Origin of the sequence: Spirillospora sp. NPDC048911 (genome assembly GCF_043198015.1) — a bacterium.
Lineage (GTDB): Bacteria > Actinomycetota > Actinomycetes > Streptosporangiales > Streptosporangiaceae > Spirillospora.
This window is the reverse complement of sequence record NZ_JBICUD010000018.1, coordinates 35053-56906: the sequence shown is the minus strand read 5'-3', so window position 1 is coordinate 56906 and position 21854 is coordinate 35053. Positions and strand designations below refer to the sequence as shown.

The following is a 21854-nucleotide window of genomic DNA, read 5'->3' as shown; positions in this document are numbered from 1 at the left end:
GCGTGAGTAATGTGGCGCGGGTGAGCCCCGAGTCCGACAGAACCGAGCCGCCGGTCGACCGGCGGCGGATTGCCTGACCGGTCTTCGACCGGGCTCCTTGGATCGATCTCGCTTCCGGCGACCGGACACGCCTCCCCTGTCCGGTCTCACCGCTGGAGCCGATCTCCTTGCCCTTCTTCGTCCATGTCCTGGCGCTCGCCGTCTTCGCGCAGGGCACCTCCGAGTTCATGCTGTCCGGTCTCGTCCCGGGCATCGCCCATGACCTGTCGGTTCCGGTGGGCGCCGCCGCGAGCCTCACCTCCGCCTATGCCATCGGGATGATCGTCGGCGCGCCGGTGATGGCCGCGCTGAGCGCGCGGTGGCCTCGTCGGCGAGCGCTGGCGGGCTTCCTGGGCGCGTTCGTCGTCGTGCACGTCGTCGGTGCGATCACCACGGACTTCGCGGTGTTGTTCGCGACCCGGGTCGTGGCCGCGATCGTCAACGCCGGTTTCCTCGCGGTCGCGATGTCCGTCGCGACCGCCCTGGTCGCCCCCACCAGGCAGGCCCGCGCCACGGCGGTCCTGGTGTCCGGGGTGACGCTGTCCTGCGTGGCCGGTGTGCCCGCCGGTGCGTTGCTGGGAGAGGTGCACGGCTGGCGGTCGGCTTTCTGGGCGGTCGCCGTGTTGTGCCTGCCCGCGCTGGCGCTGGTGTTCCGATCCGCGCCCATCGGCGCCGCCTGCGAGGGAGAGGTGTCGATCAGGCAGGAGGCGCGTGCGTTGCGGTCGCGAGACGTGCGGCGGGCGATGCTCCTCGCCGCCCTGGTCAACGGGGCGACCTTCGCGACCTTCGCCTACCTCGCCGTCATCGCCACCGACGTCGCGGGCCTGCCCGGGCGCGCGGTGCCCGGCCTGCTCGCCGCCTTCGGCGCGGGCTCGTTCATCGGAGTCGCCCTGGCCCCGCGGCTACGTGGCCTGGTCACCGTCATGTGCGTTCTGGCCGCGGGCTGGGCGGTGCTTGCCGTGGCAAGTGCGGAGGTGGTCCCGCTGTTCGTTCTCGCGGTCGTCCAGGGCGGGCTGTCGTTCGGCATCGGAACGGCGCTCATCGGGCGCGTCATGCGAGCCGCGGCCGACGCCCCCACCATGAACGGCTCGTTCGCCACCGTCGCGTTGAACGCGGGCGCGTTCCTGGGCCCGCTGCTCGCCGGTCTGGCCTCCGAGACCTTCGGCGATCCCCGCAGTGCCGTTTGGGTCAGTGCCGTCCTGGCCGTGGCGGCGGTCGTCATCCCTTGATGGCGCCCTGGGTGATGCCGTTGACGAAGCTGCGCTGGAACGTGAGGTACACCGCGACGATGGGCGCGATCACGATCAGGCACGCGGCGGACAGGAGCGGTACGTCGGTGGAGTACTGGCCGACGAAGAAGCCCAGGCCGGTCGGCGCGTTGCGTCTGGCGGGATCCTGCATCATGACCAGGACCAGCAGGAACTGGTTCCACGACCACATGAAGTACAGGACCGAGAGGGTGGTGATCGCGGGCCAGGAGATCGGCAGCAGCACGCGGACCAGGACGACGAGGTCGCGGGCGCCGTCGATGCGCGCGGCCTCGACGAGCCCCTCCGGGACGCCGGCGAAGTGCGCCTGCATCCAGTACACGCCGAACGGCATGAACAGCGCCGCCTCGGCCAGTATCACGCCGGGATAGGAGTTGGTGAGGCCGACCTCGCGCAGGTTGAAGTAGAGCGCGACCACCACGAGCTCGACGGGGAGCGTGAGACCGAGAACGAACCCGGCCGACAGCGTCCGGTTGCCCCAGACCTTGAGGACGGTCAGCCCGTACGCGGCGAGGGTGGCGAGGATGACCGCCAGCGGCACGACGCAGAACGTGATCAGGGCGCTGGACCGCATGAGGTCGGTGAAGTGGCCGCGTTCCCAGGCGAGCTCGAAGTTGCCCCACGACCAGTGGTCGGGGATGCTCAGCCCGCTGATCGGCGCGCCGGCCGGATGCAGCGCGGCCAGGATGATGCCGAGGAACGGCACCAGGACCATGCCCGCGAGGAGGATGAGGAGCCCGTACCGGACGGTCTGCCCGCCGCGCGTGGTCATGTCGTCTCCCTGGTGAAGCGGCGGATGACGGCGACGATCGCGACGACGATCACGGTCAGCACGACGGCCAGCGCGCTGGCGCCGCCGATGTCGCCCTCGCTGAAGGCCAGCCGGTAGACCAGCAGGGCGGGCACGTTGGTCTGCCCGGCAGGGCCGCCGTTGGTGGTGACGTAGACGAGGTCGAAGCTCGCCAGCGCCGCGATCGTGGTGATGACGCCGGCGATGGTGATCTCCTTGCGCACCCCCGGCAGCGTGACGTGGCGGAACTGGCTGAACGAGCCCGCGCCGTCGAGGGTGGCCGCCTCGTAGAGCGCCGGGTCGATCTTCTGGGCCCCGGCGAGGAACAGCATCATGCACAGGCCGCTCATCGCCCAGGTGCCGATGAACCCGAGCGCGAACAGCGCCAGGTCGTAGTCGCCCAGCCAGGCCCGGGTGAGCGAGTCCAGGCCGGCCAGGTCGAGGAACTGGTTGACGACGCCGTGCTCGCTGTAGAGCCACCGCCAGGTGACGCCGACGGCGACGAGCGGAAGCACCTGGGGCAGGAAGAAGACGACCCGGAAGAACGTCATGCCCCGGCGGACCTTGCCCATCAGCAGGGCGGTCATGAGGAGCCCGGCCACGACCGGCAGGAGCGAGAAGAAGACGATCAGGATGAGGCCGTGCAGGACGGCCTCGTACAGCGCCTCGTCCTGGAAGATCTTGACGTAGTTGTCCAGGCCCGCCCACTGCGGCGCCAGGATGCCGTCCCACGTGAAGAACGACAGGCGCAGCGTGTTCAGGGCGGGCCAGATGGCGAATCCCAGGTACACCGCGAGCGCCGGCAGCACGTAGAGCCAGCCGCGAACCCGGCCGCGACCGGCCGGGCGGCGGTGGCGCCGGCCGGCCGCCGTGGTGGCGGCCGGCGCGGCCCGCGGCGGGGAGACCGCCGTGGTCACCTCAGGAGCCATGGTGCCCGTCCCACGACTTCTGCAGCGAGCTCAGGAAGTCGTCGGTGGTCATCTTGCCGCTGATGAGGCCCTGGATGCCGGGGGTCAGCTTGTCGATCATGCCGGGCGAGGCGAAGTCGGGGAACGGGACGATCCCGTTGCTCTGGGCCACCGGCGCGAACGCGGTGGCGATCTCCCCGCGCAGGCCCGTGGCCCCGACGTCGGCCTTGGGGTCGACGGGCATGAACCCGTTCTCGAACTGGATCTTCGCCGCTTCGGGCGAGCCGAGGTAGTCGAGGAACGCGGCGGCGACGTTCGGGTGCTTGGTCTTGGAGGAGATGGCGTAGGCGACGCTCGCGCCGGACGCGACCGACGGCTTGCCGCCCGCGGCGGAGGGCAGGAGGAAGAAGCCGACGTTGTCCTTCATCTTGGATTCCATCATCGCGGCGGTCCAGTTGCCGGTGATGATGAAGGTGTTCTTGCCGTTGGCGAAGTCGGCCTGCGCGTCGGTGTCGGCCGTGGCGTTCGACGACGCCGGGATGTAGCCCTTCTTCACCCAGTCGGTCAGCGTCTGGGTGGCCTTCCGCGCGTCCGGCGTCTGGATGGTGGCCTTCGGCTGGCCGTACACCCAGGAGCGGTAGGCGGAGACGTCGCCGGTGACGTTGAGCAGGGCGTTCCAGACCTGGAAGCCGCCGACCTCGAGCCCGCCGACGCTCAGCGGGGCCTGGCCCGCGGCCTTGGCCTTCTGCATCGCGGTCTCGAACTCGCCCAGTGTCTGGGGCGCCTCCTTGACACCAGCCTTGGCCAGCAGCGACTTGTTGTAGAACACGCCCAGCACGGACATCGCGCCCGGCGTGGCGTACAGGCTGCCGGTGCCGAACTGCTTGGCGGTCTTGTCGGAGCTGAGAACCTCAAGGCTCGGCTTGGGGAACTTGGCGTCCCAGCCGTAGGCCTTGGACCAGGGGTCCAGGTTCAGGATGAGACCGGCGGGGACGAGCGAGTTCATCGCGCCGGGGTTGTACTCGGCGATGTCCGGCGGCGCGCCCGACGACATCGACAGCTTGATCGATTTGACGTAGTCCTTGAACTGCGTTTGCTGGGGCTTGATCGTGACGTTCGGGTACTTCTGGTTGAAGCCCGCGATGAGCGCCTTGGTGGGCGGGTCGTCGGTGTAGGCCAGGGTGAGGGTCACCGGCTCGCCCGGGACGCTCGTCGAGACGTCGATGTCCTTCGTCGCGCCGGCGTCCGGGCTGCTGCTGCCCGCGCAGGCCGACAGGGCGAGCGCGGCCGCGGTGCCGAGCGCGGCGAACGCCGCCCGGCGGCGGGCTGGTGCCGTCATTCGCATGGATGGTTCTCCTTCGTGAATACCGGTGCTGGCCGGTGCGGGACCCAGCGGGACGGGACCCGGCGGGACGCGGGGTGCCCGGTGTGCCCTGAGGCCGTCATGAGCAGGCCGTCATGAGGTCTCCTGACGGCCGCTCCGGGGCGGGCCGAACTTGGTCCGTTCGATCTCGTCCAGCGCGTGGCGCAGCGCGCCGTGGACGACGGCGTCGTCCTGGAGGGCCGAGACCTCCAGGCCGGGCTGGTCGAGCGGCTCGCCGGCCAGCCGCCCGCGGACGGCGGCGAGCAGCGGCTCGCCGCACCGGGCCATGGGGCCCCCGATGACCACCAGCCGCGGGTTCAGGATGGCGCGGATCACGGCGACGCCCTTGGCGAAACGCCGTGCGACCACGTCGATCGCCTCCAGCGCGGGCGGCGCGCCGGCGGCGAAGGCGTCCAGCACGGCGTCGAACCCGCGCTCGCCCGCGGCGGCGATCGACGCCCGGAACGCGGCGTCGCCGTCGCGTTCGGCGGCCGCCACCGCCAGCCGGACGATCTCCTCGCCGCCGACCCGCTGCTCGAACGGGCCGAGGCCGTGCGGATGGCGGGGCGCCGCGGCCGGGCCCGGCGCCCCGTCGTCGCAGAAGAGGTCGAGGAAGCCGACGTCGCCCGCGTCGTTGGAGGCGCCCCGGTACAGCTCGCCGTTCAGCACGATCCCGGCGCCGACGCGTTCACCCCAGTGGACCATCACCATGGAGTCCTCGGGCCGCTCGGCGCGCCGCCACCGCTCGCCCTGGGTGGCCAGCTTGACGTCGTTGTCGAGGTAGATCGGGCAGGCGAGCACGTCCTTCAGGCGGCGCACGAGGATGTCGCCCGCCAGGCCCGGCATGCTCGGGATGAGCTTGACGACCCCGGCGTCCGGATCGACGATGCCGGGCGTGCCCACCGAGGCGAACCAGACGTCCCCGGGCGTGACTCCGGCGGACGCCAGCGTGCGCTCGGCCGTGGCGAGGAGGGCCTCGACCGCGGCCGCGCCGTCCATGCCCGCGCCGAGCTGCACCACGTCGGTGGCGGCGACCGTCCCGGCCAGGTCGGAGACCGCGACGCGCAGGTCCTGGGGGCTGATCGACAGGCCGAGCACGTAGCCGGCCTCCGCGCGGAAGCGGACGAGCTGCGCGGGCCGCCCCGCCCTGCCGGCGTCGCGGTCGAGGGAGCCGAACTCGACGAGCCCCTCCTCGACCAGCGCGTTGAGCGAGCGGGTGACGGCCTGCCGGGACAGTCCCACGGCCTTGGCGAGCGCCGAGACGCTCATGCTGGTCTCGGTGCGCAGCCTCCGCAGGATGGCGGCGGCGTTGACCTCCCGCATGAACTGCGTGCCGACGGCGACCAGATCGTCCATGAACCGCCTCCTTGACGTCGATCACGCTGTGCGATGCGGGGTACGCTAGCATATTAATTATGGACCGTACGGAACTAATTCGCCAAGGGATGTGACCTGGGATGACGGTCGGGGACGGCGGCAATCCGGCGGCCTGGGCGGAGACCGTCCAGGGCCTCGCCCGCCGCGTGCTCGGGCCCGTGGCGGGCTCGATCCGGTTCGCCGCACTCGACGGCGCGGACTCCGGCGCCGGCTCCGGCACGGGCCGCCGCTACGAGTACGAAGCGCGCGGAGGCGTGCTCACCGTCACCGCGACGGACGGGGTGAGCGCGTCCGTCGGTCTCCATCACTACCTGCGCGAGCGGTGTGGTCTGTCCGTCGACTGGGACACCGCTCTGCCGCTGCCGCTGGCGTCGCTGCCGGAAAGCCCGCTCCGGCAGGGCTCAGCGCGGGTCGGCGAGGGCTACTACCTGAACTTCTGCACGTTCAGCTACACCATGCCCTACTGGGACTGGCCCGACTGGGAACGCGAGATCGACTGGATGGCCCTGCACGGCATCACCATGCCGCTCGCCATCACCGGTCACGAGGCCGTGCTGCACACCGCCTACTCCGCGCTCGGGCTCGACGACCCGACGATCCGCGGCTTCCTCGGCGGGCCGGGCTACCTGCCGTTCCAGTTCATGGGCTGCCTGGACGGCTTCGGCGGCCCGCTCCCCTCGTCGTGGATCGAGGGCCACCGCGAGCTGGGCGCCCGTATTCTCGACCGCGAGCGCGCCTTCGGCATGACGCCCGTCCTCCCGGCCTTCACCGGGCACGTCCCAGCCGGGATCGCGGCGACGGCGAAGGCCGGCCGCCGCGACTGGCAGGGGTTCCGGACCTGGGTCCTGGATCCGGCCGATCCGCTGTACGAGCGGATCGGCGCCGAGATCGCCCGCGCCCAGATCGAGCTCTTCGGCACCGACCACCTGTACGCCGCCGACCCGTTCATCGAGATGATCCCGGTCGACGCCGATCCCGCGTTCCCGGGGGCCGTCGCGGCGGCGACGCTCGGCGGGCTGCGGGCGGCCGACCCGGACGCGGTCTGGCTCATGCAGGCCTGGCCGTTCTCCTACCAGCGGGACTTCTGGACCGACGAGCGCGTCAGCGCCTTCCTCGGCTCGATCCCCGGCGACCGGATGCTGGTGGCGGACCTGTGGGCGGAGCACGACCCGCAGTGGGAACACCTCGGCCAGTTCTCCGGGAAGCCGTGGCTCTGGTGCGCGCTGCTCAACTTCGGCGGCCGCACCGATCCGGTCGCCGACCTGCGCGGGGTGCCCGCCGCGGTCGACGCCGCCCTGGCGGCGCCGAACCCGCCGGCCGGGCTCGGCCTGGCCATGGAGGCCACCCGCAACAACCCCGTGTTCTTCGAGCTCGTGGCCGACCAGATCTGGCATCCGGTCACCGACCTCGGCGCGTGGCTCGACGCCTTCGTGGCCCGGCGCTACGGCGGGCCGGGCGCCTGGACGCCGAAGCTGCATGCCGCCTGGCGGGGACTCCTGGAGACCATCTACGACGCCCGGGGCCTGCGGATCTTCCCCGAGCAGTTCAACGGCGTCATGACCGCCAAGCCCACGTACGCGCGGCTGCCGGGCGCCGTCGAGGAGGTGCGGGCCGAGGTCGAGCGCGCCCTCTGGTACCGGCCGCCCGTGCTGGCCGAAGCCTGGGAACGCCTGATCGAGGTGGCCGAGGAGCACCGCGACCTCGTGGACGGGCCGCTCGGACACGACCTCGCCGAGGTGGCCATCGCGTTCATGGCCAGGGTCGCCGACCGGCTCTACCTCGACGCCGTCGACGTGGCCCTGAAGGCTGCGGGCACTCCCGCCGGCGAGCTTGCACGCGCCCTTGACGACTTCCTGCGCGTCTTCGACGATCTGGACCGGGTGCTCGCCGCCCGTCCGGAGTACACCTTCCAGCGCTGGGAGGCCAAGGCGCTGTCCTGGGCCACGACCACGGCCGACCGCGACGTCCTGCTGGACAACGCCCGCCGCATGATCACCTCATGGGGCCCCACGGCCAGTCCCCTGCTCGACGACTACGCGGGCCGGCACTGGGCCGGGCTCGTCGGCGGGTACTACCGCGACCGCTGGGCGACGTGGGCGCGCGGCCTCGGCGCCGCGCTCGCGAGGCCCGGCGGCGACCACGAGACGGACCTTCAAGAACGGTTGCGCGACCGTGCCGAGGCCTTCCTGCGGGAGGGACCGGCACCGGCACCGCCGAACCTGGGCGACCTCACCACGGAGTCACGCCGGCTGTTCACCGCCTACGCGGCCCGGCCCGGCGCGCCCGCCCGCCAGCGACGACGACCCGCCAGCAACGAGCACGAGCGACGAGGAGCACGATGACCCAGGCGCTTCCACCGACCGAGCACCGGAACCCCCGCACCACCGACATCGACACGCTGGAGTCCCCCGACGTCCTCCGCCTGCTGGTCGACGAGGACTCCCACGCGGTCGAGGCGGTGCGCGCGGCGACCGGCCCGCTCGCCCGGGCCGTGGACGAGGCGCATCGCCGGCTGGGCCGGGGCGGGACCGTGCACTACTTCGGCGCCGGCGCGTCGGGACGGCTGGCCGTGCTGGACGCCACCGAGATCACGCCGACCTTCGGCGCGCCGCGCGGCCTGTTCACCGCGCACTTCGCCGGCGGGGCCGCCGCGGTCGGCGACTCCTCCATCGACCGCGAGGACTCCGAGGCGATGGGCGCCGCCGACGCCGAGGGCCTCACCGCCGACAGCGTGGCGATCGGGATCACCGCGTCCGGCACCACCCCCTACGTCGCCGGCGCGCTCCGCACCGCCCGCGCCGCCGGCGCGCTCACCGTCCTGATCACCTGCGACCCGGCGGCGCCGCTGCGCGAGCTCGCCGACATCGGCGTCGTCGCCGACACCGGCCCGGAGGCGCTGACCGGCTCGACCCGGCTCAAGGCGGGCACCGCGACCAAGGTGATCCTGAACGCGTTCTCGACGGCGCTCATGATCAAATCCGGGCGGACCTACGGCAACCTCATGGTCGGGCTGGTCGCCACCAACTCCAAGCTCGACGACCGCGCGGTGCGCCTGCTCGCCGAGGCGACCGGCCTCGACCGCGACGCGTGCGCCGCCGCGCTCGCCGAGGCGGACGGGCACGTCCCCGAGGCGCTGCTGCGGCTGCTCACCGGCTGCTCGCCGGAGCAGGCGCGCGACGCGCTCAAGGCCCACCCGGGCGTCCGGGCCGCCGCGGCCGCGCTGGACGGGCGCGCACGATGAGCCCGGCCGGATTCGTCGGCGTCGATGTCGGCGGCGGCGGGACCAGGGTTCGCGCCGAGTACGCGGGCGCGGTAACCCAAGCGGAGAAGGCCATACCGGTGCCCTGGGACAGAGGCAGGGTGGATCTCGAACGGCTCGCGCCGCGGATCGCCGCCGTCATCGACGACGCGGCCCCCGGCGCGGGGGGTTTCACCAGCATGGCGATCGGCATCACCGGGCTGCCGGGCCTCGTCATGGATCCGGGCACGCTCTGGCACGCCCTGCGCGGCCGCTTCGGCCTGGACACGCTCGTCGTCGCCGGCGACGCGGTGACCACGCACGTCGGCGCCCTCGGGTTCCGGCAGGGGGTCGTCGTCGCGGCGGGCACGGGCGTCATCACCCTCGGCACCGACCTCGACGGCGTCTGGAACCAGTCCGACGGGTGGGGCTACCTGCTCGGCGACCACGGCAGCGGCGCCTGGATCGGCATGCAGGGCCTGCACGCCGCCCTGCGCGCGCACGACGGCCGCGCCGGCGGATCGGCCGTGCTGCGGGAGCACATGACCGCCAGCTTCGGCCACCCCCTGGACCTGGTCGCGCTCGTCCACGAGTCGGAGTCGCCCGCCCACCGGCTCGCCTCGTTCACGCCCCTGGTCGCCGAGGCTGCGCGGGCCGGGGACCGGGTCGCCCGGCGGATCTGGGCCGAGGCGGGCCGCCAGCTCGGCCAGACCGCGGCGGCCGCCGCGGCGGGACTCGATCCGCTCATCTCCTGGGGCGGGCGGCTCTTCGACGCGGCCGACCTGCTCATGGAGCCCTTCCAGGACACCATCCGGAGCCTGCTCCCCGCCGCCCGTTTCGCTCAGCCGCAGGGAAGCTCAGCCGACGGCGCGCTCGCCCTGGCCCGGGCCGCCGCAAGCGGATCGGTACGTGCCCACTCCCCCTACGTGCACGTCTTCACCACCGAGCGCTCACCCGCTCCGGGTGAGGCTCCGATCGGGCAGACCTGACCGGCCAGACCTGACCGGGCGGGCCTGACGAGGCGGACCCGAACAGGCAGGCTTGACCGGTGGGCCTGACCGGGGCCGTCAGGCGAAGGACCCGGACAGCAGGGCGACGAACCCGAGGGCGGTCATCTCCAGCAGCAGGAGCTGGGTCAGGAAGTGCGCGTCGTGACGGGCCTCGTAGCACCGGCGCAGGCACGACTTGACCCGCCGCGTCAGCCTCGACCGGGGCATCGAGTGCCGTGGCTGGCCGGCCGGGAGCCCCGACCGGGGCGCGGTCTGCTTCGGGTCGGCCGTCCGGACCAGCACGCTCATGATCGAGTCGGTGGCGAGCACGAGCTGGTCGCCGTGCAGGGCGTCCAGCGGCAGCGGCCTGCCATGGCCGTCGAGCTCGAAGATCGGGGCCTTCAGGGTGATGTAGGAGGCGCGGGATCCCGGGGGCGGCGCCAGGCCCGCGACCACGCCCCGATAGGTGTCGCCGCTGTTGAGCCTGACCTCCAGTTCGAGGTCCTCATCGCCCTGCCTTCGGACGCCGACAGCGCGCGAACGAGCCGTTCCCTGAGCGGAAAGGGCACCCGATTCCAGGCGGGACAGGAGGGCGTCGGCAAGTGACCCGGTGGTCAGTGACAACACGAGAAATGCGATGACCGTCCAGGCGAACGTCTGGGGGTCCTCCCATTTCTCGACCTTGTCGAGGGGAAAGACCAGGTTCTGCGGATCGAACAGATCGAGCAGCCCGAGAAAGACCAAGGTCATGGTGGTGATGAGCACACCCGCGAGGATGACCCGCCCCAGGTTCGGAGGGGCGGCCGGGCCCGAACCCGAGCCCCTGCTCCGCACCCGGTCATAGTGAATTCCCGGGACAATTGCCAGAAGCAAGAGAAGCAACTGGCCGACCAATTCTCCGCCCATCGCAGGCCCCAATGCGAATAACTCTCGGCTTCCGGCACGGAGATCTTGCCACCAAGCTCGGTGAACTTCAACCACTCGGGGCTGACAACGAGTCCAATTGGCCTGACCCTTCCGCGAATGGTAGTAGCTAACATTCCACTACGCGGTGAGTCTGGACAGTTTGCACCTTCAGTGCTGTGCCGGGAAGGAATTCACAAAGGGACGCGACGGGCCGGGATGGCGGCGGCCGCCTAGGCGGGGCGGGCCTCCTGCACGGGTTCGAAGCGGCCGTAGCGGTCCGAGCCCGAACCTCCGCCGTTGGCGCCGTCGCCCTGGCCCGGCACCACGTTGGAGGAGAGGTAGGAGCGCAGCTCGGCGACGGTGCTGTAGGGCGTGGAGTCCGAAGCGCCGTTGTAGCCGTTCTGGCCGGCGCCCCCGTTGTAGGAGTCGGAACTCATGGCGTTGATCGGGTCCATGCCGTTGACCGGTTCGCGGCCGTTCACCCGGTCCATGCCGTTGACCATGTCCATGGGGCTGAGCATGTCCACGCCGTTCACCGGGTTCATGCCGTTGACCATCTCCATGCCGTTCACCGGGGTGCCGTTCATCCCGTTGACCCCGTTCAGGCCGTTCACCGGGGCCAGGACGGGTTCGGCCGGCGTGGACGGCATGGTGGAGTTGTAGAGGTAGGACCCCAGCCCCACGAGGAGCCGCTGGACGTCGTTCTGCGGGCGGACGACCAGCCGCAGGAACTGGCTGGTGGAGCCCAGCTTGTTGCCGCACTCGCGGACGAAGACGCCGTGGTGCTCGATCAGGTAGTCGCGCAGCCCGACGCCGTCCTTGCCGTCCGGCAGCTTGATCATGACGAAGTTGCCCTGCGACGGGAAGACCTTCAGGCCGGGCAGCGAGGCGAGCTGCTGCGTCATCAGCATCCTGTCGCGGGCCAGCAGCCGCAGGCTCTCGCGGTACTCCTCGCGGTGCTCGCGCAGCAGGAAGACGACGACCTCGGCGAACGAGTTGAGGTTCCACTTGGGCAGGGCCGCCCGGATGGTCTTCGCCAGCGCCGGGTTGGCGACCAGGTAGCCGAACCTGATGCCGTGCAGGCCGAAGTTCTTGCCCAGGCTCTTGAGCACGATCACGTTGGGCCTGATCCGGGCCTCGTCGGCCACGCTCGTGTACGCCTCGGCGTCCACGAAGTCCAGGAACGACTCGTCCACCACGACCAGGTCCAGGTCGATCAGGTGGTCCAGCATCCTGATCACCTCGTGCCGGGGGACGTACCCGCCGTCGGGGTTGTTGGGGTTGCAGATGACCGCCACCCGCGACCCGCGCTGCCGGACGAACTGGACGAACGGATCCACCTCGAACTCGAAGTTCCGCAGCTCGTGGAGCTGGAACATGTCGACGCGCTTGCCGGTCTCCATCGGCTGGTCGGTCCACCGCCCGAAGGTCGGGATCGGCGTGGCCAGGCTCTCGGTCACCAGCAGGTGGTCGATCCAGGTGATCAGCTCGGTCGACCCGTTGCCCATCACCACCGTCTGCGGGTTGAGGCCCAGGGTGGCGCACAGCTCGGCCGTGATGGTGTCGGCGTCGCTCGGGTAGTACTTGAGGATCTGCTCCAGGGTGCCCGAGAGCTGGGCGAACATCTCGGGCGTCGGGAAGTAGGGGTTGCAGGGGATGCAGAAGTCCACGAGGTCCAGCCGCCCCGCCGAGGCTCGTTTGAGGGCGAAGAAGGACGGGCTGTGCGCGTTCTTTCGCAGCAAACTCGGATCGATGGAGTCCGACGACACGGAGACACTCCTCGTGGACGGGGGGACGGCGCCGGCATCATCGTCGTCCTCTTCGGCGTGAACATCTCCGGTACATACGCGCCTCGAGGGGCGGGTGGTTCGAATCGGCCGCCGGAACGGCGAAACCCGGCCGGAAGACGCGCCGCCCGTGCCAGGTCACGGGGTGATCAGATTTGCGCGTTCCTTAATGGGGGAACGACAGCTCTCGACCCGCGGCCCCATACCGTGATGGCATGGCGAACCCCGTGACGTCCGACCAGGTCATCGATGTGGCGGCCCGGCTGCTCGCCGAGCTCAGCTACGACGGGACCTCACTCCAGCTCATCGCCGACGCGGTCGGGGTCAGCAGCGCCCAGCTCACGGAGATGACCGGCGGCAAGCGGGATCTCTACCTGGCGGTGATGCAGCGCGCCTTCCAGGCCGAACAGGCCATGCTGCGGAACGTGCTGGAGACCGCCGAGTCCGGGCGCGCGGCCGTGCACCGGCTCGCGGACGACTATCTGGACTTCTACCTGCAGAACCCCAAGATCCGTGCGCTGTGGACCCATCGCTGGGTCTCCGACGCCGCCGACGTGGCCGATCTCGAGGACCGCTACTCCCGTCCCCTGCTGCGCCAGGCCGCCCAGCGGATCGACGGCGCGGTGCCGGGCGACGTCGACACCTACTACCTCCTGGGGACCCTGGTGTGGTGCGTCCACGGCTTCCTGGGCTCCGGCGTCCTGGCCCCGGACCAGGGCATGATCCCGCCCGACGACCCGGGTGCCGTCCGCTCGTTCCGCGCCCACCTCCACCTCCTCATGGACCGGCTGCTCACTCCGCCGCAGGCCGGCTGAGGGCTCCGGCGCTCTCAGGGGCTTTCTGGAGTTCGCCGAAGGCTTTTTCGGTCTCGCCGAACCTTCAGGCCGCATGGTGCGTACTTCCTGACCTGGGATGTGTGTGGTCGGCCGGATATGACGACTCCCTCGACAGAGAAGGCGGGTCTGGTGCGAGCTGGATTGCAGCTCAATGAGCGGTATCGGCTGGTGGAGCGTCTCGATGACGACGGCGGCGCCAGAGAGGTCTGGCGGGCCTGGGACGATCTGCTGGACCGGATCATCATCGTCAAGGTGCTGGACTCGATCGCGCCGGGTCTCCACCGCGTGTTCCATCGGCGGATGAGCAGGACCGCGGGTCTCACCCACGCGGGCATCGCCACCATCTACGACTTCGACCACACTCGCGACGCCGACGGCTGCGCCGTCCCTTATGTCGTGACGGAGTTCCTGGAAGGAGAGGACCTGGCCACCCGGCTGGGGCGAGCCACTCTCGCGCTGCCCGAGGCGTTGGAGATGTGCGCGCGCATAGCCGGCACGCTGGCGGCGGCGCATGCGAACGGGGTGAGCCACGGGGACCTGAGGACGAGCAAGGCGATCCTCGCGCCCGGGGGCATCAAGCTGGTGGATCTCGGCACGCCCTCCGCTGAGCGCCTGGCGAAGGACTTCGCGGCGTCGGCGAATGATTCCGCGCCCTCAGCGGATGATTCGACGGAGTCGTCAGGCGATTCCGTTGAAGAGCCGGCGGACGAGGCCGCGGAGGAGCCCGCCGATGAGGCGGTGGCACTGGCGGACGACACCGACGGGATGAGAGCCGACATCCACGCCTTCGGCGCCGTGCTCAACGAGTGCCTGGCGGCAATGGCGGGCGCGAGTGTGCCATTCGAGGTGACCGCGCTGGCCTCTCGCTGCCGCGCGTCCGACCCGGCGAGCAGGCCGTCGGCCGCTGAGGCGGCCCAGATCCTGGTGCGTGCCAAGGCGGCCGCGTTCGACACCATCACGCTCACCACGCCGGCGGACATCCTGCCGCCTGCGGGCGACCCGGCGATCGCCGGCACCCCGAGGCTCGCGAGCATCGCGGCACCGGCGGGCGTCCCCAGGCCCGGGAGCGGGCCGGGCAGCAGGTCGGCGAGCTGGTCGGCCAGCCGGTCGGCGGCGGCGAGCAGGGCGACGTCGATCCACGACTCCGTCCATGCGCCCGCGGACACCGGCCGGGTGAGACGCGAATGGGGCCTCGGCCTCACCGCCATTCTCGCCATCGCCGCGACGGGGGCCGCGATCGCGGTCGCCGCCAGCAAGCCGCCCCCCGCCGCGCCCCTTCCCCAGGAGCAGGCCGCGACCATGCCCGCGCCGGTGCGCTCGACTCCGGCGGCGCCGACGACAGAGCCGACCACGGCGCCCACGACGGCGCCCGAGCCGCTGCCCTCGATCACCTTCCGTCCCGGCGAGGCCGACAACGTGAAGGCGCTGGACATGCTGGACCGGTTGCGACCGGCCGTGGACCGCGCGTTCACCCAGGGCGAGGTCCGTTCCGATGTGGCGGTCGACCTCGGCAACGTCATCAACAACCTGCGGAACGACCTCCTCCTGGGCCGGCAGGTCGACCTGGCCGAGCGGCTCAGCCAGCTCCAGGAGAAGATCGTCACCCGGTTGCGCGAACAGGCCCTCACCCCGGCCACCGCCGACCGGCTGACCCGCGTCCTGTCGACAGCACGCACGTGAACGCGGCCGCGATGCCGGACGACCAGCCGGCCGACACACCGACACCGGCGCCACCGCCGACACCACCACCGGCACCGCCACCGGCATCGCCACCGCCCCGCCGGCGGCGGCTCGGGCTGCACTGGGTCACGCTCGCGGTGCTGGTGGTGGCGGCGTCGGCGGCGACCACCCTGCAGATCGCGATCAGCGCCGCGGTCAGCGACTCCGGCGACCTCCTGAGCCGTCCCCTCCCCCGGCCCGCCGCCACGACCGCCGCCCCGCCGCCGCCGTCGGTCAGGGCCTCGCCGCCGCGGGCGGCCTCGTCCATGCCTCCGCCCATGTCCACGGCCCCGGAGACGAGCAGTCCCCGGCCCTCCGTGGCGCCCCCGGCCAGTTCGGTTCCGGTGGCCCCGGCGCCGGTCCGGTTCAGGGAGATGCTCAACAAGTTCTGGTTCGCCATCGGCCAGGGGCTGGACGCCCACGAGATCCGTGACGACGTGGGCGTCGACCTGCGCAACCTGACCAGGCGGGCGTACCAGGACTCCGGGTCCGACGACCTCCGCCGGCTCCGCCGCCATGTCACCGACCTGCGGGGCAAGGTCGAGACGCGGAAGAGGGAGGGCGCCATCACCCCCCACCGGGCCGCGGAGCTGAACCTCATCCTCGGCCAAGCGGGAATCTGAGGGCATCGGTAAGACAATTCCCTTCGGACGGCGGCCGATGAAAATGTCTGGCATGAGGGAGGCCGGCCTCGCCAATACGGCGAGGCCGGCCATTCTTGCGGGGAGCTATTTCACTCAGCGGCCCAGACCCAGGAGGGCGTTCAATTGGGCGATGAGCGCGGCCAGTTCGCTGGCACTGCCGGAGCCGTCGAGAATGCCCGCGATCGCGCACAGCAGGTTGCCCAGCAGATTGCCCGGGCCCGAGATCGCCGTGATGTCCAGGACGACCCGGTCGAGGTGCACCACGAGACCCAGCAGGTTGAGGTCCAGCGGGCCGAGCGTCAGGTGCAGGATCGGGCAGGTCGCGGCGGGAAGGATCACCGGCAGCGAGACGGCCTGGTCGCTGACCGTCCCGGTCGTGTTGCCGGAGCTGTCACGCATCGTGCCGCTCAGGACACCGTTCAGCGTCATCGTCCGGTCCTGCGACGCGAAGGCGGTCGGCACCACCGTTCCGGTGAACGTGGAGCCGTCGGCAGCCGTTCCCGTCACCGGGACGCTGTCGAGCGGGGGCGGAGCGGCGGCCTGCCGTGCCGAGGCGGGGGCGACACTGAAGGCCAGCACCGTCAGTATTGCGACGGCGAGTGCGGACAGGTGGAGAATTGCTTTTCTCATGGACACAGATCTCCTTTCGCGAGGTGTCTCATGACGAGAGGGTGTCCGCCTTACCCGGCCCGAAATCGGCTACACACGCCGAACCGGAATATTCTTGATCGTTTGAATTCATGCCTGGTGACGGCCGGGACGAATGGCCGGTTCAAGCCAATACGGAAATGCGGTAAACGAATTCCCGGCTCATGCGTCCGCGTGGCCGCGGCGGCGCTCAGCGGGTGACGAGCTCGGCCAGATGGCCGAGCATGCGCTCGGGGTCGGGGTCGAGGCCCGTGAAGAGGCGGAAGGCGTGCGCGGCCTGGAAGACGACCATGCCGCCGCCGTCCAGCGTCCGGCATCCCAGGCCGGTCGCGTGGGCGAGAAGTTCGGTCCGCATCGGGCGGTAGATGACGTCCGCCACCCAGAGGGCCGGGTGGAGGAGCTCGGCGGGGACCGGCGTGCCGGGGTGCGCGACCATCCCGATCGGGGTGGCGTTGACCAGGCCGTCGGCCTCGCCGAGCAGTTCCTTCAGGTCGGCGGTACCGCCCGCGTGGGCACGGGCGTGGCCGAACCGTCGCCGCAGCTCCGCGGCGAGGGCGTGCGCCCGGGACGGATCGGCGTCGACCAGGGTGATCCGGTCGGCGCCGAGGGTGAGCAGGGCATGGGCGACCGCGGCCCCGGCGCCGCCCGCGCCGGCCTGGACGATCCGCCGCGTCCGGGCGTCCGGCAGTCCCCGGGCGAACGACTCGGCGAAGCCGGTCCAGTCGGTGTTGTGGCCGATGGCGCGGTCTCCGTCGAACGTCACCGTGTTGACCGCGCCGAGCCGCTCCGCGTCGGGCGACAGCTCGTCCAGGTGGGGGATCACGGTCTGCTTGCACGGATGGGTGATGTTGAGGCCGGTGTAGCCGAGCCGCCGGGCGGACCGGACGAGCTCGCCGGCCGCGCCGGCGCCCAGCCCCAGCTCGGCGATGTCGATCGTGCGGTAGAGGTAGCGCAGGCCGTGGTGGTCCGCCTCGCGGTGGTGCAGGGCGGGGCTGAGGGACGTGGTGATCGTCGAGCCGATCAGCCCGATCAGGTGCTCGCGCACCCCCGGTCCGTGCCCGGTCACGCCGGCTCCTCTCCGGCCGGGCGCACCGGCTCGTGGAGGACGGAGACGCGGTCGCCGAGCGGGCCGGGCAGGCGCGGGAAACGCCGGCGGACCTCGGGGTCATGGCCCGGCACGATCAGGCCGGGGCCGTCGGCGAGCTCCTTGATCCGGTCGAACGCGCCGTACATGCCGGTCATGCTGTGCAGGATGGCGAACGGGCGGTCCTCCTCGACGTTCTCGTAGAAGTGGCTCGCGTCGGAGGCCAGTACGAGGTGCCCGCGGGCGGTGCGCACCCGGACGACCTGCGTCCCCGCCGTATGGCCGCCGACCAGGTGCACGCTCAGGCCTGGCACGACGTCGGCGTCCCCGTCCACGAGCGACACCCGGCCCTCGTCGTGGGCCGCGAGGAGACGGGTCAGGTCGCGGTCGCCGACCAGCCAGCGTTCACGTCCGATCCGTTTGGCCCAGGGGCCGGTCCAGTAGTCCAGCTCGGTTCGCTGCACGACGTACCGCGCCCGCTCGAAGGCATCGGCCGTCCCGGTGTGGTCGTAGTGCAGATGGGTGAGCACCACGTGGTCGACAGAGCCGGCGGCGAAGCCCATCCGCTCCAGCGTTGCCACCGGGGAGGCCAGATAGTCCAGGCCGGGGAGCCGCTCGGCACGGTCCGGGGAGATCCCGGTGTCGATCACGACGGTATGCCGGTCGGAGATCGCGAGCCACACGTAGTACGCGGTGGGGTGCGGCTCGTCCCAGCGTTCGTCGTAGCCGTGGAAGTGCTGGCCGCGCCGCCCGTCGCGGTGCCCGTAGCAGATCGCGTAGACGCGGAAGACGTCCGCGGAGTCGCCGGTCATGACCGCCCCGGGACGCTCTCGTGCGACCTCGCCGCCGCGACCGGCTCGCCGCCGGGCCTGATGCCCAGCCGTTCGGTCGGCACGCCGTAGGTCTCGCGCGCGGTCGCCACGGCGGCCACGTTCACCAGGCAGAGGACGGCGGTGACGACCGCGACTCCGAACCACGCGTCCTGGCCCGAGCCCGCGACGGCCCCGGCGATGGTGGGGGCGAACCCGGCGATGGCGAAGCCGATCTGCGTCCCGAGGGCCATGCCCGACAGCCGGACGCGGGCAGTGAACATCTCGCCGTAGAAGGCCGGCCACACCCCGCTGGTGGCGCTGTGCACGATGCCGAACATCACGATGCCGAAGAAGAAGATCAGGCCCCAGTTCCCGGTGGAGATCGACCACAGGTAGCCGAACATCAGCACGGCGCAGCCCAGCGAGCCCGCGATGAACACCGGCTTGCGGCCGACCCGGTCCGACAGGTTTCCCCAGAACGGGATCGCCACCAGCGCCGCCGCGTTCGCGAGCACCCCCACCCACAACATCGGGGTCTTGCTCAGCTCGATCGTGTTCACCGCGTACGAGAGGGCGTAGACGGTGAAGATCGTGCTCACCGAGGCGATCACGGCGGCGACCATCACCCGCAGCACGTCGGCCCAGTGCTCGTGCAACAGCACGGCCAGCGGCAGGTCGGCGACGGCGCCGCGCTCGGCCTCCTCCTCGAACACCGGCGTCTCGGCCAGCTTGTTGCGGATGATGAACGCCGCGACCATGACCAGCGCGCTGAGCCAGAACGGGACCCGCCATCCCCAGGTCAGCAGCTGGTCGTCGGGCATCACCGCGATGGGCAGGAAGATCGCGGTGGCGAGGATCTGGCCCGCCTGCGTGCCGTTGAGGGTGAAGCTCGTGTAGTAGGCGCGGCGGTGCGAGGGCGCGTGCTCCAGGGTCATCGAGTTGGCGCCCGCCTGCTCACCGCCCGCCGACAGGCCCTGGAGCAGCCGCAGGACCACCAGGAGCACCGGTGCGGCCACTCCCACCTGCGCGTATGTTGGCAGGCACCCGACGAGGAAGGTCGCGACGCCCATGAGCATGACGGTGAGGACGAGCACCTTCTTGCGGCCGAAGCGGTCGCCGACGTGGCCGAGGACGAGCGCCCCCACCGGGCGGGCGAGGTAGCCGACGCCGAACGTCGCCAGCGCGAGCAGGGTGCCTGCGGCGGGCTCGGAGCCGGGGAAGAAGACCTTGCCGAAGACCAGGGCCGCGGCGGTCCCGTAGATGAAGAAGTCGTAGTACTCCAGGGCGCTGCCGATCCACGCGGCGAGGGCCGCCTTCCGCGGCTGGCCCTCCCGGGCGGGCGGCAGGACGTCGGGGTGATCGCTCATGCCGGGTCTCCTCGGTGGCGGGGGCGGGGAGCGAGAAGTCGTACGTACTAGTTAGTTCATTACTGTGGACGCTCGTATCGTCATGGTGGCGGGCGTCACATGTCAAGACCCCGCGGCTTGGCGATGTTCGCCGATGACCCGCGCGACGAGGTGAAATAAGCTAACGAACCAGTTCGTCCATTCACTTCGCGATCCTCCGGAGGCAGAGCACGCATGCGCAGGTCCATCGCGACGGTGTCGCTCAGCGGCACGCTGGCCGACAAGCTGACCGCCATCGGCGCGGCCGGATTCGACGGCGTCGAGATCTTCGAGAACGACCTGATCGCCGGGGAGCTGAGCCCGGCGGACGTGCGCCACCGCGCGGCCGATCTAGGGCTGTCGATCGAGCTCTACCAGCCCTTCCGGGACTTCGAGGCGGTCCCGCCCGACGTGCTCGCCCGGTCGTTGCGCCGCGCCGAGCACAAGTTCGCGCTCATGGAACGCCTCGGTGTCGACCGCCTGCTGGTCTGCTCCAGCGTCTCCCCCGCCGCCGTCGACGACGACGCCCTGGCCGCCGAGCAGCTGCGCCTGCTGGCCGAACGCGCCGCCGAGCACGGCATCCGCGTCGCCTACGAGGCCCTGGCGTGGGGCCGGCACGTGAACGACTACCTGCACGCCTGGCGGATCGTGCGCGCCGCCGACCACCCCAACCTGGGCGTGTGCCTCGACAGCTTCCACATCCTGGCGCGGGACGTCGATCCCTACGCGATCGAGACGATCCCCGGCGAGAAGATCTTCTTCCTGCAGCTGGCCGACGCTCCGGCCCTGCCGATGGACGTCCTCTATTGGAGCAGGCACTACCGCTGTTTCCCCGGGCAAGGCGACCTGGACGTGGCGGGCCTGGTCTCCCACGTGTTGCGCACGGGGTATGACGGGCCGCTGTCACTGGAGGTGTTCAACGACATCTTCCGGCAGGCCGCGTCCATGCGCACCGCCCAGGACGCCATGCGGTCGCTCATCGCGCTGGAGGAGCAGGTCGCCGCGACGACCGGCGACCCCTCGACGAGCGTGTCGCTCGCCGTGCCGCCGCCCGCCGTGATCCCGAGCGGGTTCGCCTTCGCCGAGCTGTCCGCCCCGGGCATCGGCGCCGCCGCGGATCCGCTCGCCGGAGTGCTCGGCGCGCTGGGATTCGTCCGCACGGGCGTCCATGCCCGCAAGCCCGTGGAGTTGTGGGAGCAGGGCGAGGCCCGGATCCTGCTGAACGCGGGAGGCCCCGACAGCAAGGAAGGGCCCGCACTCACCGCGATCGGCCTGGAGTCGCCCGACCCGGCGACCGCGGTCAAGCGCGCCGAGGCGCTCCTCTCCCCCGTCCTGCCGCGAGTGCGCGATCCCCATGACGCGCAACTGGACGCGGTGGCGGCCCCGGACGGCACCGAGGTGTTCTTCTGCTGGACCGCGCGGCCCGACCGCACCAGCTGGATAGACGACTTCGGCTCGGACGACGGCGGCCCCACCCAGGGCGCGGCGATCGGCGAGATCACGCACATCGATCATGTGGCGCTGACCCAGCCGTGGCATCACTTCGACGAGGCGTCGCTGTTCTACCGGAGCGTCCTCGGCCTGTCCCCGCACGAGAGCCTGGAGTTGCCCGACCCGTACGGACTGCTGCGCAGCCGCGCGGTCTCCACGCCGGACGACCGGGTCCGGATGGCCCTCAACGTCGCGAACGTGGGCGCCGCCGACGGCCGGCCGGACGTGGCCTGGCAACATGTCGCGCTGGCCAGCAGTGACATCGTCGCCACAGCTCGTCGCCTGCATGAGGCGGGCACCGCTCTGCTGGCCATCCCGGACAACTACTACGACGACCTTGAGGCGCGGTACGACCTGGGCGCCCGGCGGCACGCGCTGCTTCGCGAGCTCAGGCTGCTGTACGACAGCGACGAGCACGGCGAGTTCCTGCACTTCTACACCGTGACCACCGGCCGGGTCTTCTTCGAGGTCGTCCAGCGTCTCGGCGGCTACCGGGGGTACGGCGCGGCCAACGCCCCGGTGCGGCTGGCCGTCCAGCACGCCCGGCTGCACCATCGGTCCGACTAGGCG

19 protein-coding genes are annotated in these 21854 nt (G+C 71.3%); 8 read left to right on the top strand and 11 right to left on the bottom strand.

The annotated features are described in order from the left end of the window. Positions 1 to 167 precede the first annotated feature (167 nt). Entirely contained in the window at positions 168 to 1268 is a 1101-nt protein-coding gene (locus ACGFNU_RS49165; RefSeq protein WP_392603692.1) for a Cmx/CmrA family chloramphenicol efflux MFS transporter, read from the top strand. Here the strand turns inward: ACGFNU_RS49165 and ACGFNU_RS49160 are convergent. The 4 genes from ACGFNU_RS49160 to ACGFNU_RS49145 all read right to left on the bottom strand — a co-directional run bounded on the left by ACGFNU_RS49160 (position 1258) and on the right by ACGFNU_RS49145 (position 5724). Beyond that, entirely contained in the window at positions 1258 to 2079 is an 822-nt protein-coding gene (locus ACGFNU_RS49160) for a carbohydrate ABC transporter permease (RefSeq protein ID WP_392603691.1), read from the bottom strand. The two genes, ACGFNU_RS49165 and ACGFNU_RS49160, sit on opposite strands and share 11 nt — an antisense overlap. Further along, positions 2076 to 3026 carry a carbohydrate ABC transporter permease gene (locus ACGFNU_RS49155; RefSeq protein ID WP_392603690.1) on the bottom strand — a complete coding sequence of 317 codons (951 nt, stop codon included), beginning with the start codon at positions 3024 to 3026 and terminating at the stop codon, positions 2076 to 2078. The genes ACGFNU_RS49160 and ACGFNU_RS49155 overlap by 4 nt, the downstream gene beginning before the upstream one ends. Next, on the bottom strand, positions 3016 to 4350 hold the full coding sequence (locus tag ACGFNU_RS49150; protein WP_392603689.1) for an ABC transporter substrate-binding protein: 1335 nt from the start codon (positions 4348 to 4350) through the stop codon (positions 3016 to 3018). Before ACGFNU_RS49150 ends, ACGFNU_RS49155 begins: the two co-directional genes overlap by 11 nt. 111 nt (positions 4351 to 4461) lie before the next feature. Next, positions 4462 to 5724 (bottom strand): ROK family protein, encoded by a 1263-nt coding sequence (locus tag ACGFNU_RS49145; protein ID WP_392603688.1) that lies wholly within the window; start codon positions 5722 to 5724, stop codon positions 4462 to 4464. Between the two features lie 101 nt (positions 5725 to 5825). On the opposite strand from ACGFNU_RS49145, the gene ACGFNU_RS49140 reads away from it, so the two are divergent. From ACGFNU_RS49140 to ACGFNU_RS49130, 3 genes are read left to right on the top strand one after another with little or no spacing between them, the layout of a single operon-like run. Next, entirely contained in the window at positions 5826 to 8087 is a 2262-nt protein-coding gene (locus tag ACGFNU_RS49140; protein WP_392603687.1) for an alpha-N-acetylglucosaminidase TIM-barrel domain-containing protein, read from the top strand. Beyond that, positions 8084 to 8986 carry an N-acetylmuramic acid 6-phosphate etherase gene (locus ACGFNU_RS49135; protein WP_392603686.1) on the top strand — a complete coding sequence of 301 codons (903 nt, stop codon included), beginning with the start codon at positions 8084 to 8086 and terminating at the stop codon, positions 8984 to 8986. Before ACGFNU_RS49140 ends, ACGFNU_RS49135 begins: the two co-directional genes overlap by 4 nt. Beyond that, positions 8983 to 9972 carry an N-acetylglucosamine kinase gene (locus ACGFNU_RS49130; protein ID WP_392603685.1) on the top strand — a complete coding sequence of 330 codons (990 nt, stop codon included), beginning with the start codon at positions 8983 to 8985 and terminating at the stop codon, positions 9970 to 9972. The genes ACGFNU_RS49135 and ACGFNU_RS49130 overlap by 4 nt, the downstream gene beginning before the upstream one ends. A 78-nt stretch (positions 9973 to 10050) precedes the next feature. On the opposite strand, the gene ACGFNU_RS49125 is transcribed toward ACGFNU_RS49130, so the two are convergent. Both ACGFNU_RS49125 and ACGFNU_RS49120 read right to left on the bottom strand, forming a co-directional pair. Next, positions 10051 to 10878 carry a DUF6338 family protein gene (locus tag ACGFNU_RS49125; protein WP_392603684.1) on the bottom strand — a complete coding sequence of 276 codons (828 nt, stop codon included), beginning with the start codon at positions 10876 to 10878 and terminating at the stop codon, positions 10051 to 10053. Positions 10879 to 11108: 230 nt separating this feature from the next. Further along, a complete protein-coding gene (locus tag ACGFNU_RS49120) occupies positions 11109 to 12647 on the bottom strand; it encodes a pyridoxal phosphate-dependent aminotransferase (protein ID WP_392603683.1) in 1539 nt (512 codons plus the stop codon). Between the two features lie 233 nt (positions 12648 to 12880). Between ACGFNU_RS49120 and ACGFNU_RS49115 the strand changes: the two genes are divergently transcribed. Both ACGFNU_RS49115 and ACGFNU_RS49110 read left to right on the top strand, forming a co-directional pair. Beyond that, positions 12881 to 13480: a TetR/AcrR family transcriptional regulator gene (locus ACGFNU_RS49115; RefSeq protein ID WP_392603682.1), complete on the top strand. Its 600-nt coding sequence runs from the start codon at positions 12881 to 12883 to the stop codon at positions 13478 to 13480. A 150-nt stretch (positions 13481 to 13630) separates the two neighbouring features. Next, positions 13631 to 15181, top strand: a complete 1551-nt coding sequence (locus ACGFNU_RS49110) for a hypothetical protein (RefSeq protein ID WP_392603681.1) — start codon at positions 13631 to 13633, stop codon at positions 15179 to 15181. Here the strand turns inward: ACGFNU_RS49110 and ACGFNU_RS49105 are convergent. Then, entirely contained in the window at positions 15126 to 15602 is a 477-nt protein-coding gene (locus tag ACGFNU_RS49105; RefSeq protein WP_392603680.1) for a hypothetical protein, read from the bottom strand. The genes ACGFNU_RS49110 and ACGFNU_RS49105 overlap by 56 nt on opposite strands. Between ACGFNU_RS49105 and ACGFNU_RS49100 the strand changes: the two genes are divergently transcribed. Then, positions 15595 to 15843, top strand: a complete 249-nt coding sequence (locus ACGFNU_RS49100; RefSeq protein ID WP_392603679.1) for a hypothetical protein — start codon at positions 15595 to 15597, stop codon at positions 15841 to 15843. The genes ACGFNU_RS49105 and ACGFNU_RS49100 overlap by 8 nt on opposite strands. 114 nt (positions 15844 to 15957) lie before the next feature. Here the strand turns inward: ACGFNU_RS49100 and ACGFNU_RS49095 are convergent, their stop codons facing one another. The 4 genes from ACGFNU_RS49095 to ACGFNU_RS49080 form a co-directional block, all read right to left on the bottom strand. Further along, positions 15958 to 16494 (bottom strand): hypothetical protein, encoded by a 537-nt coding sequence (locus ACGFNU_RS49095; RefSeq protein ID WP_392603678.1) that lies wholly within the window; start codon positions 16492 to 16494, stop codon positions 15958 to 15960. 208 nt (positions 16495 to 16702) lie between these two features. Further along, entirely contained in the window at positions 16703 to 17578 is an 876-nt protein-coding gene (locus tag ACGFNU_RS49090) for a shikimate dehydrogenase (protein ID WP_392603677.1), read from the bottom strand. Further along, complete coding sequence (locus ACGFNU_RS49085; protein ID WP_392603676.1) at positions 17575 to 18408, bottom strand: N-acyl homoserine lactonase family protein; 834 nt, start codon at positions 18406 to 18408, stop codon at positions 17575 to 17577. Before ACGFNU_RS49085 ends, ACGFNU_RS49090 begins: the two co-directional genes overlap by 4 nt. Beyond that, a complete protein-coding gene (locus ACGFNU_RS49080) occupies positions 18405 to 19775 on the bottom strand; it encodes an MFS transporter (RefSeq protein WP_392603675.1) in 1371 nt (456 codons plus the stop codon). Before ACGFNU_RS49080 ends, ACGFNU_RS49085 begins: the two co-directional genes overlap by 4 nt. Positions 19776 to 19988: 213 nt before the next feature. Here ACGFNU_RS49080 and ACGFNU_RS49075 point away from each other — a divergent pair, with 213 nt between their 5' ends. Then, positions 19989 to 21851, top strand: coding sequence for a bifunctional sugar phosphate isomerase/epimerase/4-hydroxyphenylpyruvate dioxygenase family protein (locus ACGFNU_RS49075; RefSeq protein WP_392603674.1), 1863 nt, complete (start codon positions 19989 to 19991; stop codon positions 21849 to 21851). Positions 21852 to 21854 lie beyond the last annotated feature (3 nt).

Bases quoted from the DNA above. Each gene is read 5' to 3' on its own strand.
- ACGFNU_RS49135 (WP_392603686.1), top strand. From the start codon at position 8,084: ATGACCCAGGCGCTTCCACCGACCGAGCACCGGAACCCCCGCACCACC.
- ACGFNU_RS49160 (WP_392603691.1), bottom strand. From the start codon at position 2,079: ATGACCACGCGCGGCGGGCAGACCGTCCGGTACGGGCTCCTCATCCTC.
- ACGFNU_RS49140 (WP_392603687.1), top strand. From the start codon at position 5,826: ATGACGGTCGGGGACGGCGGCAATCCGGCGGCCTGGGCGGAGACCGTC.
- ACGFNU_RS49115 (WP_392603682.1), top strand. From the start codon at position 12,881: ATGGCGAACCCCGTGACGTCCGACCAGGTCATCGATGTGGCGGCCCGG.
- ACGFNU_RS49075 (WP_392603674.1), top strand. From the start codon at position 19,989: ATGCGCAGGTCCATCGCGACGGTGTCGCTCAGCGGCACGCTGGCCGAC.
- ACGFNU_RS49100 (WP_392603679.1), top strand. From the start codon at position 15,595: ATGCTCAACAAGTTCTGGTTCGCCATCGGCCAGGGGCTGGACGCCCAC.
- ACGFNU_RS49130 (WP_392603685.1), top strand. From the start codon at position 8,983: ATGAGCCCGGCCGGATTCGTCGGCGTCGATGTCGGCGGCGGCGGGACC.
- ACGFNU_RS49145 (WP_392603688.1), bottom strand. From the start codon at position 5,724: ATGGACGATCTGGTCGCCGTCGGCACGCAGTTCATGCGGGAGGTCAAC.
- ACGFNU_RS49125 (WP_392603684.1), bottom strand. From the start codon at position 10,878: ATGGGCGGAGAATTGGTCGGCCAGTTGCTTCTCTTGCTTCTGGCAATT.
- ACGFNU_RS49150 (WP_392603689.1), bottom strand. From the start codon at position 4,350: ATGCGAATGACGGCACCAGCCCGCCGCCGGGCGGCGTTCGCCGCGCTC.
- ACGFNU_RS49080 (WP_392603675.1), bottom strand. From the start codon at position 19,775: ATGAGCGATCACCCCGACGTCCTGCCGCCCGCCCGGGAGGGCCAGCCG.
- ACGFNU_RS49095 (WP_392603678.1), bottom strand. From the start codon at position 16,494: ATGAGAAAAGCAATTCTCCACCTGTCCGCACTCGCCGTCGCAATACTG.
- ACGFNU_RS49085 (WP_392603676.1), bottom strand. From the start codon at position 18,408: ATGACCGGCGACTCCGCGGACGTCTTCCGCGTCTACGCGATCTGCTAC.
- ACGFNU_RS49155 (WP_392603690.1), bottom strand. From the start codon at position 3,026: ATGGCTCCTGAGGTGACCACGGCGGTCTCCCCGCCGCGGGCCGCGCCG.